The 18,465-nt window shown below is 38.1% G+C and carries 11 protein-coding genes and 1 pseudogene; 7 read left to right on the top strand and 5 right to left on the bottom strand.

The genetic code is table 11. The annotated features are described in order from the left end of the window. Positions 1-180 (bottom strand): annotated as a pseudogene (locus H4J69_RS19945) (hypothetical protein); the annotation flags it as partial. Positions 181-354: 174 nt separating this feature from the next. Here H4J69_RS19945 and H4J69_RS12970 point away from each other — a divergent pair. The 7 genes from H4J69_RS12970 (at position 355) to H4J69_RS12940 (ending at position 12,473) form a co-directional block, all read left to right on the top strand. Next, complete coding sequence (locus H4J69_RS12970; protein ID WP_182251972.1) at positions 355-2,001, top strand: hypothetical protein; 1,647 nt, start codon at positions 355-357, stop codon at positions 1,999-2,001. A gap of 536 nt (positions 2,002-2,537) precedes the next feature. After that, complete coding sequence (gene pdhR / locus H4J69_RS12965) at positions 2,538-3,299, top strand: pyruvate dehydrogenase complex transcriptional repressor PdhR (RefSeq protein WP_157471132.1); 762 nt, start codon at positions 2,538-2,540, stop codon at positions 3,297-3,299. 297 nt (positions 3,300-3,596) lie between these two features. Then, a complete protein-coding gene (gene aceE / locus H4J69_RS12960) occupies positions 3,597-6,284 on the top strand; it encodes a pyruvate dehydrogenase (acetyl-transferring), homodimeric type (protein WP_182213654.1) in 2,688 nt (895 codons plus the stop codon). 19 nt (positions 6,285-6,303) lie between these two features. Then, complete coding sequence (aceF, locus tag H4J69_RS12955) at positions 6,304-7,971, top strand: dihydrolipoyllysine-residue acetyltransferase (RefSeq protein WP_182244588.1); 1,668 nt, start codon at positions 6,304-6,306, stop codon at positions 7,969-7,971. 212 nt (positions 7,972-8,183) lie between these two features. After that, complete coding sequence (gene lpdA, locus H4J69_RS12950; RefSeq protein ID WP_070375807.1) at positions 8,184-9,617, top strand: dihydrolipoyl dehydrogenase; 1,434 nt, start codon at positions 8,184-8,186, stop codon at positions 9,615-9,617. A 378-nt stretch (positions 9,618-9,995) separates the two neighbouring features. Beyond that, positions 9,996-11,948, top strand: a complete 1,953-nt coding sequence (locus H4J69_RS12945) for a S9 family peptidase (RefSeq protein ID WP_182213651.1) — start codon at positions 9,996-9,998, stop codon at positions 11,946-11,948. 186 nt (positions 11,949-12,134) lie between these two features. Further along, complete coding sequence (locus H4J69_RS12940) at positions 12,135-12,473, top strand: hypothetical protein (protein WP_182213649.1); 339 nt, start codon at positions 12,135-12,137, stop codon at positions 12,471-12,473. A gap of 248 nt (positions 12,474-12,721) precedes the next feature. On the opposite strand, the gene H4J69_RS12935 is transcribed toward H4J69_RS12940, so the two are convergent. From H4J69_RS12935 to H4J69_RS12920, 4 genes are all read right to left on the bottom strand, one after another. Then, the gene (locus H4J69_RS12935) at positions 12,722-15,529 is read right to left on the bottom strand and encodes a bifunctional aconitate hydratase 2/2-methylisocitrate dehydratase (RefSeq protein WP_182213647.1); all 2,808 of its coding nucleotides are present in this window, start codon (positions 15,527-15,529) and stop codon (positions 12,722-12,724) included. A gap of 334 nt (positions 15,530-15,863) precedes the next feature. Further along, positions 15,864-16,157 (bottom strand): hypothetical protein, encoded by a 294-nt coding sequence (locus tag H4J69_RS12930; protein WP_182221784.1) that lies wholly within the window; start codon positions 16,155-16,157, stop codon positions 15,864-15,866. Between the two features lie 700 nt (positions 16,158-16,857). Beyond that, complete coding sequence (locus H4J69_RS12925) at positions 16,858-17,421, bottom strand: YSC84-related protein (RefSeq protein ID WP_182230187.1); 564 nt, start codon at positions 17,419-17,421, stop codon at positions 16,858-16,860. 110 nt (positions 17,422-17,531) lie between these two features. Beyond that, entirely contained in the window at positions 17,532-18,431 is a 900-nt protein-coding gene (locus H4J69_RS12920; RefSeq protein WP_182213641.1) for a MipA/OmpV family protein, read from the bottom strand. Between the last annotated feature and the right edge of the window lie 34 nt (positions 18,432-18,465).

Genomic DNA, 18,465 nt, shown 5'->3' with positions numbered 1-18,465 from the left:
ACCATCAGTACCATCAGTACCGTTGACACCATCATTGCCATTGCTACCATCTAATCCAATGACGCCATTAGAACCGTTTGTACCATTTTTACCGTCATCACCACCACACGCTGTTAACATTGACGAACCGAGAATCACTGCCATGAGTGTCGCTATTTTTCTTTTTTTTAGATTCAGCATTTTATCTTCCTAGAGTTATGTGTAAAAACGCTATTAAAGTAATATCGGGGTGTGACATTTAGGTGACGTCTTTTTGACTTTATTGTTAAGAAAATATGAAAGTGCGCTTCAAATAACTGTAATAAAAGCCTTGTATAATTTACTGAATATATAAATGAGGGGCTATTAAAGCTTATGAAAAATTACGTATTAATATTTAGTTTACTTGTGACGATTTCCTTTATTGGTTTTTCGAGTTTATCAAAAAGTGAAAAAATGACTCAGGGCTTATTACCCGAAGTAGACATGAGTGAAATAATCACGCCGACAGCTAATGGCAGCATTAATGAAGAAGCACCTATTCCATCGCAGTGTTACACCAAAACTGCAGGGAGTAACAATCCCTGTTACACCTGTCATCAAACCTATAGCCATACTGAAACTGATAGTTACCGCAATAATTTACGTAATGACGGGGTTAATCAGGGTCTTTACAACTTTTCGGATGAAGGTGAAAGTAATAGCTGGAAAAACTTATTTGTTAACCGCGAACCCTGGATAGCAAAAATATCTGATGAACAAATAGCACAATACATAGATCAAGATAACTACAGTCAATTGTCGACGACATTAAAAGATAATAACTGGCAAGGTTTTATTCCCGACTTGAAAAACTATAATTTAGCCGGTGAAGCTTTTAATGATAAAGGTATTGCTAAAGATGGCACAGGTTGGGTGGCGTTTAATTACAAACCCTTTCCGGGAACCTTTTGGCCAACGAATGGCGCCACAGATGATGTATTAATTCGCTTATCAGCAGAGTTTAGGCAACTTAATGGCGAATATAATGAAGATGTCTATTTAATTAATCTTTCGTTAGTTGAAATGAGTATTAAGGCTTTACCACAAATAGATATTTTCCCAGCCGATGAAGTAAAGCTTAATAGCGACTTAAATATAGATGGTCAATTAACCAGACAAGTTGAATTATTGTTAGCTCAAGAATACTTTGTTGGCGATGCCAAGCAGATTAAAGTGCCTCGTCAACAATACCCGGTTAACACCGAAATTATGCATTCAGTTCGTTATGTTGGGATTGATACAAAGGGTGAAACCACTATTCCGCAACGGATGAAAGAGTTGCGCTATATGACTAAAACGCAATTATTAAATGACTCGGCAATAGACAGTGCTTATCGGCGAGAGCGAAAAGAGAAACTTGATGAACAATTACCCAGTTATATCCGTGTTAAAGACCGTGGTTTTAATAATAAATTTGGCTGGCTTATTCAAGGCTACATAGAAGATTATAATGGTGAGTTACGACCTCAGTCTTATGAAGAAACTTTTTATTGCATGGGCTGTCACTCCGCTATAGGTACCACGATTGATCAAACGTTTGCTTTTCCAAGAAAAGTAACTGGACGAGCAGGTTGGGGCTATATCAATTTAAAAGGTATGAAAGATGCACCATCGAAAGGACAGCAAGAGGGAGAAATTTTACAATATCTGCAAATTAATGGTGGCGGTAATGAGTTTCGAGAAAACATGGAAATGCACAGCAAGTGGTATAAAAAAGATGGCTCTGTTGATAAGGAGAAAGTAAAGCAAGCGGATGTTTATGCGTTAATTACCCCGTCCAAGCAACGTGCTTATGCGATGAATAAAGCCTATACCCAAATTGTCAGAACGCAGAGTTTTATTCATGGCCGCGATGTCAATATTACGCCTGCAATTAACGTTCATAAGACGATCGATGAATCAGTTGCACCATTAGAGCCAGAGCATCGAGTAGAAGGGTGGGATATTCGTTTAGATTGGTCAGATAAAGCTATAAATTAAAAAATAGTCCTATAATTCATTATTGTTTTGTGTCGCTTAAATTGACTTTTAATTAATGGAAACTCAGCTTTGTAAAGGGCTATTTTATTTAACATCTAGCCCTTTTATAAGAGTTAAGCGTAATTTATAGCGGGCTTTTCAATAATTTTTATAATGTTTTTTTTGATCTGTTATCGAATCTCAATGCGTATAAAACTAAAAATAACCAGATAAAATAATTTAGCTTAATGACCACCTTGTTGGTTAAATAGCGTTCGATATAAGGCTTTTATTTGAGTTATTGTGTTAGCTATTCAAACAGTTGTTTGGAGTTTGAGCTCTAAAATAGTACTTGGAAAATCAGCCTAGCTGATCTATCTTCTCTTTACAAAATGTGTTTTTTTTGGTATTTTTACACCACTTTTTTGATTGGTAAGACCAATTTACCTCTTGGTTTTTTAGAAGATTTACAAAGAAAGTTTAATCACTTTTTAGTTTTATCTAACTCTAGGCCAATAAAACTATAGGTTAAGCTGTTAGTTATGACATTGTCAGGTATCCAAAAGCCAGTTAAGCAAGCAAAATTGTCGGATGTAATTTTACGACAATTAGAAGCCTTGATTCTTGAAGGTAGCTTGCAAGCAGGTGAAAAATTACCACCTGAACGAGAGTTAGCAAAACAATTTGATGTTTCTCGACCCTCATTACGCGAAGCTATTCAAAAGTTAGAAGCTAAAGGCTTAGTAAATCGTCGCCAAGGTGGTGGCACATTTGTTAGTGACCAAATTTTATCAGGCTTGTCTGATCCGTTATTTGAGTTAATGTCGAAAAGTAAAGAGTCGCAATTTGATCTCTTAGAGTTTCGTCATGGTATTGAAGGGATGTCGTCATATTATGCGGCGATGCGAGGCACGGAAAATGATTTTGCTGAAATACAGAAAAAGCATGACGGTATCGGCAATGCCCAGTTAGAAAATGATTTACGTTTAGAGGCTGAGGCTATATTCGACTTTTATCTTGCTATATGTGCGGCGTCACACAATGCGGTCACTCTGCACTTAGCGCGAAGTATGTCGAGTTTGTTGATTGATAATATTGAGCAAAATCTTACTGTTTTAGCTAAGCGCCCAGATATATTTGCGCAAATGGCTGAATTTAGAAAACGCTTGTTAGACGCAATTATTAGTGGTCAGCCACAAAAAGCTTGGGGGGCAAGCCACCGTCACCTCGCTTTTATAGAAGAAGTGCTACTAAAAATGTCACAAGAAGATAGTCGCATGGAAAGATCAATGCGCAGAATGCAACGTAGTGAATATTAATAGCTATTACGTTGCAAAATAAAATTTAGAAAATAACTGTTTAACGTTAATCAAAGCATGTAAATATGCAAAAGTTGACTATCTTTAAACACAGAAATTTAACTTATAGCTATCATAATTTAAGATGTTGAAGTTTAGTGTGAGTGCAAAATTATAGATACAAGGCATTCGTTTGCAGCAATGGTTCGCTATTGCAACAATGAGTAACGCCGTAGTGCTAGTTTTGAAACGCAATAAACCTGCATATAGAGTAATGATGACTATATATACTTACTAACTATTGGAAACTAAGTAATTATGTCTGAGCTCCCAAAAATTGATTTAGATTCATTGGAAACCCAAGAGTGGTTGGAATCTATGGATTCTATTCTGGAAAATGAAGGTCCAGATCGTGCACATTTCATTTTAGAAAAACTTATTGACCGCGCTCGTCGCAGTGGCACACATTTACCTTTTGAAGCAAAAACAGCTTATGTAAATACCATACCTCCTGGGCAAGAGCCTAATATGCCAGGTGATCAAACGATTGAAGCACGCATTCGTGCAGCTATTCGTTGGAACGCTTTAGTGCTGGTACTTCGTGCGTCGAAAAAAGATTTAGACTTAGGTGGACATATAGGCAGTTTTGCTTCTTCTGCGATGTTATACGATGTCGGTTTTAATCACTTCTTCAGAGCGGCTTCTGAAAAAGACGGTGGTGACTTTATTTTCGCACAAGGACATATCTCTCCAGGTATTTATGCGCGTGCCTTTATGGAAGGTCGTTTAACTGAATCTCAAATGGATAACTTTCGTCAAGAATGTGATGGTAAAGGGTTATCTTCTTATCCTCACCCTCATTTGATGAAAGATTTCTGGCAGTTCCCAACTGTTTCTATGGGGCTAGGTCCATTACAAGCAATTTATACTGCGCGTTTTCTTAAATATTTAACCGATCGTGGTATCAAAGATTGTTCAGCACAACGCGTTTACTGTTATTTAGGTGATGGCGAGACCGATGAGCCAGAATCATTAGGTGCTATTGGTTTAGCTTCGCGTGAAGGTTTAGATAACTTAACATTTGTTATTAACTGTAACTTACAGCGTTTAGATGGCCCTGTTCGTGGTAATGGCAAAATTATTCAAGAGCTTGAAGGTACTTTCCGTGGCGCTGGCTGGGAAGTCGTTAAAGTTATTTGGGGTTCTTACTGGGATGCCCTTATTGCCCGTGACACTTCAGGTAAACTTTTACAACTTATGGAAGAAACGGTTGACGGTGAATACCAAAACTGTAAAGCCAAGGGTGGTAAATATACCCGTGAGAACTTTTTCAATAAATACCCTGAGACAGCGGCATTGGTTGCCAATATGTCTGATGAAGATATTTATCGTTTGAATCGTGGTGGCCATGATCCGGTTAAAGTTTACGCCGCTTATAAAAAAGCGATAGAAACTAAAGGTCGTCCAACTGTCATTCTAGCAAAAACAGTAAAAGGTTTTGGTTTAGGTGCCTCAGGCGAAGCATTGAATGTTGCTCATAACGTGAAGAAAATGGATGTTGAGTCTATTAAGCTTTACCGTGATCGTTTCAATATGCCGATCAATGATGATGAAATTGCTGATTTGCCTTTCTATCGATTCCCTGAAGACAGTGAAGAGTTCAAGTACATGAAAGCGCGTCGTGAAGCGTTAGGGGGTTCTTTACCTGCTCGTCGTGTACAAGCAGATGAAACGTTAGAAATCCCATCTCTTAAAGTCTTTGACGCAATATTGAAAGGCTCTGGTGATCGTGAAGTTTCTTCAACAATGACCTTTGTTCGTGTATTGAATGCACTATTAAAAGATAAAAAAATAGGCAAGCGTATCGTGCCTATTATCCCTGATGAAGCGCGTACTTTTGGTATGGAAGGTTTATTCCGCCAAGTGGGTATTTACGCAAACGAAGGGCAAAAATACATTCCTCAAGATGCTGACCAAGTTGCTTATTATCGTGAAGATAAAAAAGGTCAGGTTTTACAAGAAGGTATTAATGAATTAGGTGCTATGGCGTCTTGGGTTGCAGCGGGTACGTCTTACTCTACTTGTAATGCGACAACAATCCCATTTTACATCTACTACTCTATGTTTGGTTTCCAACGTGTTGGTGACTTAGCTTGGGCTGCGGGTGATAGCCAAGCAAAAGGCTTTTTACTAGGCGCTACTGCCGGTCGAACAACCTTGAATGGTGAAGGTTTACAACATCAAGATGGTCACTCACATGTGCAAGCAGGTTTGATCCCTAATTGTGTGACGTACGATCCTACTTATGGTTATGAAATATCGGTTATTGTGCGTGAAGGTTTACGTCGCATGTATGAAGAAAATGAAAATATTTTCTTTTACTTAACCTTGATGAACGAAAACTATAAACATCCGGCGATGCCTGAAAATAAAAATGTTGAAGAGCAAATAATTAAAGGTATTTACAAGCTTGAAACGGTAGCAGCGAAGAAAGCTTCGAAAAAACCAAAAGTTAACGTGCAGTTGATGGGCTCAGGCACTATCTTGGAAAAGGTACGTGAAGCGGCACAAATTTTAAGTGCTGATTACGGTATTTCAAGTGATGTTTACTCAGTAACTTCATTCAATGAATTAGCCCGTGACGGTCAAGATGTTGCACGCTGGAATATGCTTCACCCAGAAAGTAAGCAAAAACAAGCGTACATTTCTAACGTTATTACCAAAGAAAATGGTCCTGCAATTGCAGCAACTGATTATATTAAAAACTATTCAGAGCAAGTGCGTGCCTACATAGACACCGAATACCGCTGTTTAGGTACCGATGGTTTTGGTCGAAGTGACAGTCGCGCTAATTTACGTACTCACTTTGAAGTGAATGCTGCTTATATTGTTGTTGCGGCGTTATTTGAGTTAGCTAACCGTGGTGATGTTGAGCGTTCAGTAGTTACTGAAGCGATTAAACGCTTTGATATCGACACTGAAAAACTTAACCCACTTTACGCATAAGCAGACTAGGAGATTTAATATGTCAGATAGTCAAAAAATTCTAGTCCCTGATGTTGGTGGTGACGAAGTAGAAATTATTGAAATTTGTTTTGCTGTTGGCGATTCAATCGAAGCAGACGAAGGAATTGTTACCGTTGAAACTGATAAAGCATCAATGGATATCCCGGCACCATTTGCTGGAAAGTTATCCGCATTATTGGTCAGTGTTGGCGATAAAATTAAAGAAGGTGATGTGATTGCTGAAATGACATCATCGCAAGCAGCACCTGAAACGGCTGAAACTACAGACGAAGCGCCAGCAGAAGCTGTAGAAGAAACGGTTGCAGAAGTTGAGTCAACTCCTGCACCTGCTGAGGCTCCTGCTAAAGCGGCGGTATCAGCACAAAGTGAAATTATTGATATTGCAGTTCCTGATATTGGTGAAGACGGTGAAGTTGAAATTATCGACGTTTTAGTGAGTGTTGGTGATGTTATTGAAGTTGAAGATGGTTTAATCACCTTAGAAACAGATAAAGCGACAATGGACGTGCCTTCGTCACATGCGGGTACCGTTAAAGAAGTATTGGTTAGCGTTGGTGGCAAAGTAAAGCAGGGCGCTATTGTTATTAAGCTTGAAACATCAAGTGGCTCACCAGTTGAAGTCGCTGCTCCTGCTCCTGTTGCTGAAGAAGTTGCTGAAGCACCGAAAGCTAAACCCGCACCACAAAAGGCTGCTCCTGTTCCGCATCACCCACAAGCGGGTAAAGTGGCTTCATCGGGCAGTATCTATACTTCGCCATCGATTCGCCGTATTGCACGTGAATATGGTGTTGATTTAACCTTAGTTAAAGGAACGGGCAGAAAAAGTCGTATTTTAAAAGAAGACGTACAGTCTTACGTGAAATACGAACTGTCTCGACCTAAAGCTAACGCGGGTAGCTCTGTTGCTGCGGGTGAGGGTGGATTACAGGTCGTCAGTGCTAAGGCTATCGATTTCTCGAAATTTGGCGAAATTGAAACGAAAGCACTTACGCGTATTCAAAAAATATCAGGTCCATTTCTTCATCGTAATTGGGTAACTATTCCACATGTTACTCAATTTGATGAAGCTGATATCACTAATGTTGAAGCGTTTCGTAAAGAACAAAATGTTATTTGTGAAAAGAAAAAGCTAGGCTTTAAGATCACGCCATTAGTCTTTATTTTAAAAGCGGTTGCTGATGCTTTACGTGAATTCCCTGCGTTTAACTCAAGTTTGAGTGAAGACGGAGAAAGCTTAATTCTCAAAAAATACATTCACATCGGTGTTGCTGTTGATACGCCTAATGGTTTAGTTGTCCCGGTAGTACGTGATGTCGACCAAAAAGGTATTCATCAACTCTCTCGCGAACTTCTAGAAATTAGCATGAAAGCACGAGATGGCAAATTGAAAGCGACCGATATGCAAGGTGGATGTTTTACTATTTCTAGTCTTGGTGGTATTGGTGGTACAGCATTCACGCCGATTGTTAATGCTCCAGAAGTGGCAATTTTAGGTGTTTCAAAATCAGAAATAAAACCTAAGTGGAATGGTAAGGATTTTGAGCCTAAACTTATGTTGCCATTATCAATGTCGTACGACCATCGTGTTATTGACGGTGCCTTAGCCGCGCGCTTTACGGTACACTTAGCCAGTGTAATGTCTGATATTCGTCAATTGATCTTATAATTGATAGAGTCTTTGACGCTAAGATAAAAGTGAGCAGGCAGAAGTGCCTCTCACTTTTTACTACTTTGGTCAAAGAAGGTGCGATTAAAGATGGTACTTTGGTAGGAGTTTAAGTAAAATTCCGCCCAGTAAAGTATAAATAATATTATATTTGTGGCTTTCCATATTGGCAAAGCGATAAATGACAAAACAACAAGTTAATTGAGGTAAACATGAGTAACGAAATTAAAACTCAAGTAGTAGTATTAGGTTCAGGCCCTGGTGGTTATTCAGCGGCATTCCGTGCTGCAGATTTAGGTTTAGATGTAGTCTTAATTGAAAGCCGAAAAACATTAGGTGGTGTTTGTTTGAATGTGGGTTGTATCCCATCAAAAGCATTACTTCATGTTGCTAAAGTTATTGATGATGCAGCTGCAATGGCTTCACACGGGGTTACTTTTGGTAAGCCTGAAATTAATTTAGATAAAATTCGTGACTGGAAAGATAGCGTAGTCTCTCAACTTACTGGCGGCTTAGGTGGAATGTCTAAAGCGCGTAAAGTGACTACAGTTTATGGTTACGGCAAGTTCACTTCAGATAAAACCATTGAAGTTGAAGGCAATGACGGCGAGAAAACGACGGTTACTTTTGATAATGCTATTATCGCCGCTGGTTCTTCTGTTATCGATTTACCTTTTATTCCAAATGATGACCCACGCGTTATTGATTCAACAGGCGCTTTAGAACTTCATGACATTCCTGATGAAATGTTAGTATTGGGTGGTGGTATTATCGGTCTAGAAATGGGTACGGTATACAGAGCTTTAGGCGCTAATGTTTCAGTGGTTGAATTTGCTGATCAATTAGTACCAGCTGCAGATAAAGACATTGTTAAAATTTATACTAATTTCAACAAGAAAAACTTCAACATTATGTTATCTACTAAAGTGGTTGCAGTTGAAGCTAAAGTTGACGGTTTGTATGTGACTTTTGAAGGTAAAAAAGCACCAGCAGAACCGGTACGTTACGACAAAATTTTAGTGGCTGTTGGCCGTAAGCCAAATGGTCATTTAGTTGCTGCTGACAAAGCAGGTGTTAACGTTGATGAACGTGGTTTTATCAATGTAACGAATGAACTACGTACTAACGTTCCACATATTTTTGCTATTGGTGATGTTGTTGGTCAACCTATGCTTGCACATAAAGCGGTTCATGAAGCGCATTGTGCAGCAGAAGTTATCTCAGGTAAGAAACATACCTTTGAACCACGTTGTATCCCTTCTGTTGCTTACACTGATCCTGAAATGGCTTGGACTGGCGTAACAGAGACTGAAGCTAAAGAGCAAGGTTTAAACATTGAAGTCGCTAACTTCCCTTGGGCGGCTTCTGGTCGTGCTATCGCTTCTGGCCGTACTGAAGGTAAAACTAAGTTAATCTTTGAAAAAGAAACGGGCCGTATTCTTGGTGGTGCCATTGTTGGTATCAACGCAGGCGAAATGTTGGGCGAAATTTGTTTAGCTGTTGAAATGGGTGCTGATGCAGAAGACATAGGCTTAACCATTCATGCTCATCCAACATTAAATGAATCTATTGGCTTAGCGGCTGAGATTTTTGAAGGTTCAATTACTGATTTACCTAATGCAAAAGCGGTAAAGAAAAAGAAATAATCATTGTTTTTAAATAAACGATAAACTTGCATTTATGCTGAAATGCCATTCACTATTGATAGTGAATGGCATTTTTTATGGGCTATTGTTTTAGTTAGCGCTTAATCTTTACTGAACTAAGTACCTAAGCCCCAATTCACCAACGCTATTTAGTGAAATTCAGCGATATACCTTATTACTTTCCTTTTTTGATCATTATTATCAGTCATCTTTTTTTCAATGACCCACGTCGTTATTAGTTTGGATCGACCTGAATTATAAATATGGCAAGTTTACTGGCAATTTTGTAAATAATTTGTAAAGATATAGGTAAATGATTTTTATCGTATCATCGATAATGACAACTACCGCTAATCAACAAGTCGCTAGGATGCAGTAATGAAAAAAATAATAATCACTATTCTATTGCTCAGCGTGACCTTCTTAAGTCATGCAGAAAAACAAACGTTAACCTACAAGGAGTTTGGTCACTTACCTATAATTCAAGAACCTACCGTATCACCAGATGGTAAACATATTGCTGGAATATTTAACAGTGAAGATGGTCCGTCGGTTGTGATGAGTGACTTTGGCTCAAATAGCATTATAAAACTTGTTAGCCTTAAAAAGTCTAAAGACAGAATAGACTCGGTTATGTGGGCAAATAATGAACGTTTGTTGGTATCGTCGAGTTACTCTAAAAAGCAATGGGGTGATAGATTTCGAGTTAATCGATTATTTTCGGTTAACATTGACGGCAGTAAGTTGGTTGAATTAAATCGTGCAGCAAACCTTCGCAGTTTAACGGGTGCAGAAATCGCTATGTATGATTTAAACAGCTCTCAACAAGTTGTTTCGTTATTAAAAGCAGAAAAAGAATTTGTATTATTGCAGATGTACTCTCCTAAAGATAAAGGACAATCTGTCTATAAAGTTAATATTTATGAAAATAAATTTGAAAAGTTATTCGTTAATAAATATGACGTTTATAGTTGGGTTGCCAATAAAGCGGGTGATGTCGTATTGGGTGTAGGGTCTGACGATTATGACAGTACTATTACGAATATATGGTACAGAAAAGACAATAATGATGAGTGGAAGTTATTACACTCTAAAAAGGCGTTCGAAGGTGAAACTTTTTCTCCTATTTTAGTTAGTGATGATAAGGCGATTGTTATCTCTGATCACAAGTTACACAGAGACGCACTTTGGCAATATGATATTAAGTCGGGAGCCTACGATAAGCTATTATATGCTAATGATAACTATGATGTAGAAGGTGCTATTTTTAATGCGGATAGAAATGAAGTTATTGGTGCTATTTATTTCGAGCACTACCGTAAGAATCATTTTTTTACTGATGCTGACACTGAAATCTATAACATTGTAAAAAATAGTTTCAAGCAATACCAAGCCAGTATTTATAGTATGAGCAAAGATAAAAAGAAAATTTTAGTAGCTGCTCAGCGAGATAATTCACCCCCTAAGTTTTTTTGGTTAGATTTAGCTAAAAAATCAGGTGGTTTTTGGATCAGTCAATACCCCTATTTAGAAGGCAAGTCGCTGGCTAGTGTTCAACCGTTTCAATTTGAAGCATCTGATGGCATGTCATTGCACGGGTATTTAACGTTGCCAACAACGCCAATGAGTAATAATAAAAAACCACCCTTGATTATTCACCCTCATGGCGGTCCACAATCAAGAGATTACCAATACTTTAGTCCGTTTGTGCAATACTTTGCCAGTAAAGGTTATGCAGTACTGCAAGTTAACTTTCGTGGTTCCACTGGCTTTAGTAACGCTTATCAAACCGCTGGTTACCAACAGTGGGGAAAACGTATGCAAGATGATATTTATGAGGCGATAGACTGGTTAGCTGAGACCGAACTGGTTGATACTAATAATAGCTGTATTGTTGGCGCTAGCTACGGCGGTTATGTGGCATTAACGGCTGCATTTCAAAGGCCCAAGCAATTTAAATGTATTGCCAGTATCGCTGGGATTGGTGACTTACTTGAGTTAGCAAAAGATGAATACAGATACGAATCTAAACGACCTTTTATTGATAAAACCATTGGTAACCCAACGGACGATAAAATTATTGCCAGTCTTAAAGCGACTTCTGCAATTAACTATCTTAAACAGATCAAAGCACCGATATTATTGATTCATGGTAAACATGATACTCAGGTAAGGTTTAGCCAATCTGACGATTTTTATGATGCGGCTAAAGACGCTGATTTAGATATCGATTTTGTTGAGTTTGCTAATGGTACACATTATCTCGATGAAAATGAAAATCGCATAGAAGCATTTAAGGTGGTGGGTGAATTCTTAGAAAAGCACTTGTAAATGCTTGACTAACTTCATATAAAAGCCAGCATTTTTGCTGGTTTTTATGTTTAGGAACCGTGAACTGTCTCAGCGCCATCGCCATACCTTGGCAGCTATGTTGTCTCAGCATTAGTACATTTTTGGTTGTCGATGGTAGAGTACAGCTGCTTTATACTATAAATTATTATTTGAAAAGGACTTATGATGCGTTTATTTACTTTAGCTATTACTTGTTTTGCTCTATCTGCTTGTACCAACATTGTTTCTGAAAACGGAGCTTCACAATGGGATTTTGATCACAATATTCAGTTTGAACAAACAAAACTCTCTGACAATAAATATCACTTAGTGGTTAACCCTAAGTCTGATACTCATTTTGATAAGCTGGCTACTTTTATGATGAGACAGTCTTACGAGATTTGTGGCACTTATGGTTTTACCATTGAAGTGTTAAAAGGTATTGAAAAGTTTGATGACAGAAAATCGTTTCCAAATTTAATTATGCCTTCGTTATCTGCTAATATTGAATGCGCTAGTCAGTAGAAGCATTTCTGTTCAATGTAAACTTCTCTCACGTGCTCACTTAATTACAGACCCAGTTAAGTGAGGATAGTCCTTGCATGGCTGTGCCATTTTTAATAACTAGAAGATTAAAATAAAAAAGGATTACTTATTTTAGTTGATAGTAAGTTTTACCTCACTAAACCAAAATAAATACCCCTTATATTTCTAAGTCTATTTTAATGTATCGCTTAAAATAGAGTCCCTTATTAAGGACTCTATATCGGTGATTACATTACTGTAATAGGTACTGCTTGAGCAGTATACTTAGTCGTCATCTCATGCGTAGGAGGAGCAAATCGAGTTAAGTCGATACCCTCTACTGCTGACTTGTACTCTTCGATTGTTGGGAAACGACCAAGCATCGTTGAAAGTACAACTAACGGTGTAGAGCCAAGTAACGATTCGCCTTTTTTCTCAGCAGTATCTGCTACAACACGACCTTGGAATAAACGTGTTGATGTTGCAATAACCGTGTCACCAGGTTCAGCTTTCTCTTGGTTACCCATACATAAGTTACAGCCTGGGCGTTCAAGGTACATGATGTTTTCGTACTTAGTACGTGCAGCATTTTTAGGTACAGCATCGTCAAATTCGAAGCCTGAATATTTTTGTAAAATTTCCCAATCGCCTTCAGCTTTAAGCTCATCAACAATATTGTAAGTTGGTGGTGCAACAACTAATGGAGCTTTAAATTCTATCTTGTTACCTTGTGCTTCCATATTACGGAACATTTGAGCGATAATTTGCATATCACCTTTGTGAACCATACAAGAACCAACAAAACCTAGGTCAACTGATTTATCAGCGTAGTATGAAACAGGGCGAATAACATCATGAGTGTAACGTTTAGAAGCATCGTCGTTGTTTACATCTGGATCAGCAATCATTGGCTGGTCGATAATATCTAAATCAATTACTACTTCCGCGTAGTATTTAGCATTTTCATCTGGTGCTAATGCTGGCGTAGTGCCTGATTTTATTCCTTCGATACGTTGGTCAGCTAAGGCGATTAAACCGTTAAGTGTTTTCGCTTCGTTTTCCATACCCTTGTTGATCATTATCTGGATACGGCTCTTAGCAAGCTCAAGTGATTGAATTAATGTTTCATCTTCAGAAATACAGATTGAGGCTTTTGCCTTCATTTCTGCAGACCAATCAGTAAAGGTAAATGCTTGGTCAGCTAATAATGTACCGATATGCACTTCAATGATACGACCTTGGAAGACATTTTCGCCATCAAATTGCTTAAGCATTTGCGCTTGAGTAGAATGAACTACATCACGGAAATCCATGTGGCCTTGCATCTTGCCTTTAAAAGTAACTTTTACAGACTCAGGGATTGGCATAGCCGATTCACCTGTGGCAAGTGCGATTGCTACTGTACCCGAGTCAGCACCAAAGGCTACACCTTTAGACATACGAGTATGCGAGTCACCACCAATGATGATTGCGCGATCGTCTACGGTAATATCATTTAATACTTTATGAATAACATCAGTCATTGCATGGTAAACGCCTTTCGGGTCACGTGCAGTAATAAGACCGAACTTGTTCATGAATGCCATTAATTTAGGAATGTTAGCTTTAGCTTTGCTATCCCAAACTGACGCTGTATGACAACCTGATTGGTATGCACCGTCTACTAGTGGAGAAATAGTAGATGCTGCCATCGCTTCAAGCTCTTGACATGTCATAGGACCTGTTGTGTCTTGAGAGCCAACAATGTTAACTTTAACGCGAACATCTGAGCCTGCATGTAATGGTGTGTTCGATGTTACACCAACTGCGTTGTTATTAAAGATTTTTTCAACGGCAGTTAAACCTTGACCTTCATGAGAAATTTCTTTTGAAGAGGCATATACAGGTGGTGTTGCTACGCCAAGTGTTTCAGCTGCGAACGTTTGTAATTTCTTACCAAATGTTACCGCGTAAGAACCGCCAGCTTTCATGAATTCAACTTTCTGTGGTGTAAAGGCTGAAGATATATCCGCAAGCTCTTTGTCACCGTTGTATAATTTTTTCGCTTTGGTATCGATAGTTAATACGGTACCAGTCGCTACAGAATAAGCTTCCTCTAAAACTGCATCACCATTTGCATCAACAACGGCGTTGCCACTTGCATCGACTTTCTTAACCCAGTTTTTAAGGTCAAGACCAATGCCGCCAGTTACATCAACAGTTGTTAAGAAGATTGGAGAAATACCATTAGTACCCGCAACTATAGGCGCAATGTTAATAAACGGTACGTATGGACTTGCTTGTTTACCTGCCAATAGTGCAACGTTGTTAACACCCGACATACGAGATGAACCAACACCCATAGTGCCTTTTTCAGCGATAAGCATGACTTTCGCTTTAGGGTACTTAACTTGTAAAGCTTTAATTTCTGCTTGAGCTTCTGGAGTGCTCATGCATTGGCCATGTAATTCACGGTCAGCACGTGAGTGTGCTTGATGACCTGGAGATAATAAATCAGTTGAGATATCACCTTCACCGGCAATATAAGTGACTATTTCAACTTTTGCTTCAACTTCAGGTAACTTAGTGAAGAATTCAGCTTGAGCGTAGCTTTCTAAAATATCTTTCGCCAGTGCGTTGCCTGCTTTAAATGCAGCTTCAAGACGTGCTGTATCAGCGTCATATAAAAATACTTGAGTTTTTAAAACTTCTGCTGCTGGTTTTGCTACTGCTGCGTCATCAGATAATGCTAAATCAAGAAGTACTTCAATTGAAGGGCCGCCTTTCATATGAGATAACAATTCAAAAGCGAACGTTGGGGTAATTTCTGCGACAACTGACTGAGCTAGAATAATTTCTTTTAAAAATTCAGCTTTTACACCTGCAGCACTGGTTGTGCCTGGTAAAGTGTTATAAATGAAAAAGTTAAGTGAATCTTCGCGATGCTCATTTGCAGAATCTTTAATTTGAGCAATGATTTCTGATAATAGATCAGCAGAATCAATGGGTAGAGGAGCTAATCCTAGCTCATTCTTACGATTTTCAATTTCTTTAATGTACTCTAAATATAGACTCATTTAAAACTCTCTCTAGTTCTAATGGGCTAATAACATTATCATCATTAGCAAGGAAAAATTTTGCTTATAGTTTACCTGATTTTTGAGCTACTACGAATCATTTGATTAAATAAGTACTATTCACCGCAGTGATAACTAATAGAAAGTCTAGTTGTAGTAGTTATGTTGGTATTGTTGTGCGTTGATAATATTGTAAAAGTGAGGTGAATTTCACTCTCAGTCGAAAGGTTTACTTTGCGATATACAGCACAACTGCTCATATTATAACCTAAGTATAGATTGGGCATGGTCATTTATCGATGCTTTTTAGCTGCTACGGTTGGTTAATCTTTTATTAATGGCCTAACTTTTTAAGGACATTTTTCATATGCCTTTTAAAGTTTTTCTCATCTTTTGATAAACCACAGTTAAATTGTGATGTCGTTTTGCCTTGAAGGCCAATAACTGATAAATCTTCAGTTAACGTACAAGTACCGTTATCACCTTTTTTGACACTAAAGCCATTCCCCACCTGACTAGCTGTTGAGCCAATCTTCTTCTTTTGTGTATCTTCAACAAAAGAGTGCGGAACATAACTCGGTGTACCATGCATTAACGAGCCTGTATTAGGTTTAGCGAAGTTTTGCATGGCTTGGTCGATTATTTGCTGATTAATTTTATCTTTAAGGCGAGATAAATTTTGGGAAGTTGTGTGGTGTTTTACCTCTTCAGGCTGTTGTTTTTTTAGCGGAGCAGTTATCGCTTTTATTAAAGGACTTGATGGTTTAATTTCTATCTTTTGCTGTGCAACGTCTTTAATGGCTAATTTTTTTTGTGCTACTTTTTTCTGTTCACTATCAACGGAAATGACTTTTTCTTGTTTATTTTCAATCGGTTTATAATAGATAAAACTATTAATAGGTACTATTTTTGGTGTTTTGGTGAAATTATCGATCGGTTTGTCTTTCGTATTACTTAACAGTAAAACAACAAAAATATGGAAAATAATAGAGAAAAAAATAGCAAACTTATAACCTTGTATTGTAAACCTCCTTGTAAATACCGTTTTTATATACCTGTTTACGTTATTGATTTTAATAAAAGCACTTATTATTAAACATTCAAGTTAACGACTTATTACTCGGCTAAATAGACCATAGATAAAAAGGTAAGTTCATCTTCTTGATGGTTTTTATAATTAAGTGGAATTTAGCCAGAGTTAAGGTTGTCCATCAACCGAAGTTAATTTATGTTGATTTTCCCTTAAAGCGCACAAGGTTTATTTACATATTGTGCACTTTACATCAATAACATATTTAACTAAGGATAATGACTACTGAGTTGGGCTGTTAATTAAGCTTACTGTCCTGCCAAAACTTAGTGCCTTTTATTGTTGCCTGCAGGGCTAAGCCACTTTCAGTAAAAGTGTAGACAGTTACATCACCGTAATACATTTCTCCTTCAACTGAACCGCCTTTATCACCCGCTTTTGCAGCGGCATCAACATTACCACCAAAGCTCCAACCTTGATTAACAAAATCATTCATTGCTTGTGCCGTATGAAATACCATAACAATACGGTAATCTTTAACACCAAGACCAAGGCCTATACCACCTTCAGCCATATTCATATAAGTATATTTAGCTGAATTATTACTTTTAACAACACCATAGCCTGTACCAGCTGCCATAAATATTAAATTGATATTAGCATTCGAAAAGACAGCATAACCTGCCGCTGAATTAATTTGGCTACGGGTATCTGGTTTATTAGCAAAAAGTTGGTTAAGCACCGTATCTTTCATCGTTATAATTTCTTGCTGTTGTTCTGCTTTACTACCATCTCCCATTGAAGCACAAGCAACCAAGGTTAAGCTAAGCATTAAAGAGAACAATTTTTTAATTGAGAACATCGTTTTTTTCCTTTTGTAATTGATTATCTACAGTTTAGAGCAGTGTTAACTTTTTTATAAGTCAATTTAATCAATAGTAGCTATTTGTTTTAGTGTCATTGAAAGGTTTGTTACCAACTCGCTTTTTTGTCACTTTCGTATAAGCGCCAAACAAAGCCAATACCGACGCTGTAAGTAATGTCTTCTTCATAAAGAGGACTATTCTGGTTGGCTGCACCTTGATGAAATTGTGCTGAGCCAGTGATAAATGCGCGGATATTTTTTCGTATGGGTAATGACAGACCCATAGAAAGTTCGGCGCCCAAATAGCCTCCTTTGGCATTATATTGTTGGCGATTGCTATTGGCGAATTTGCGATCAACCTGATAAAAGTAATCTTGTAATTTTTCAGTCGCAAAAGTTAAGCTAAAAGCGATATTTAAGCCTACTTCTTTAAAAATTGCACCACGCTGTTGGTATGAAATGGTTGGCTCTATAACAAAACCACGATCGTCGATGCGATCAAAATCAGTAGAAAATACCGCTCTTGCTTGCAAGCGAGCTTTGAGTCTTGCATCTCCACCTTGTGAAAATTTATAGTCTTTAATGCGATAAATTAATTGTGGCCCTATTTCAAATAAGAAGTCTAATTCAGGCATACCAGCTCGAGATGTATTGTCATCACTGTCGGCAGAGAATGCACCGCCAAAGGAGAGGTCTAATTCAAAATCACTTGTTTCAACAACAACTGCACGCATGCCATCACCACCCCCAACCCGAAATACATCGCCCCGATAAACGACATAGGGCGCGGCTAATGCAATAAAATTTCGCTCGCTTGATGCCGGGTAATTAGCGACTTCTATAGCGCCACCACCAAGTCCAAACTCCCATAAAGGCTGACTTTCGTTGATGTTCTCAAAGCCAGTTAGCCCGCGAACAGGGGACTCGTCTTTGTCATTAGCAATAACGGGCGATACGAAGATAACAGCAGTAAAAATCGCTAAAAAATACAGTTTTATAAAAGACATTCAACAACCTTGTTAGTAATAAAAACTTTATATA

This window comes from Colwellia sp. BRX10-9, from assembly GCF_014077405.1.
In the GTDB taxonomy this organism is placed as follows: domain Bacteria; phylum Pseudomonadota; class Gammaproteobacteria; order Enterobacterales; family Alteromonadaceae; genus Colwellia_A.
Note: the sequence above shows the minus strand (reverse complement) of the source record. Positions and strands in the feature narration are given on the sequence as shown.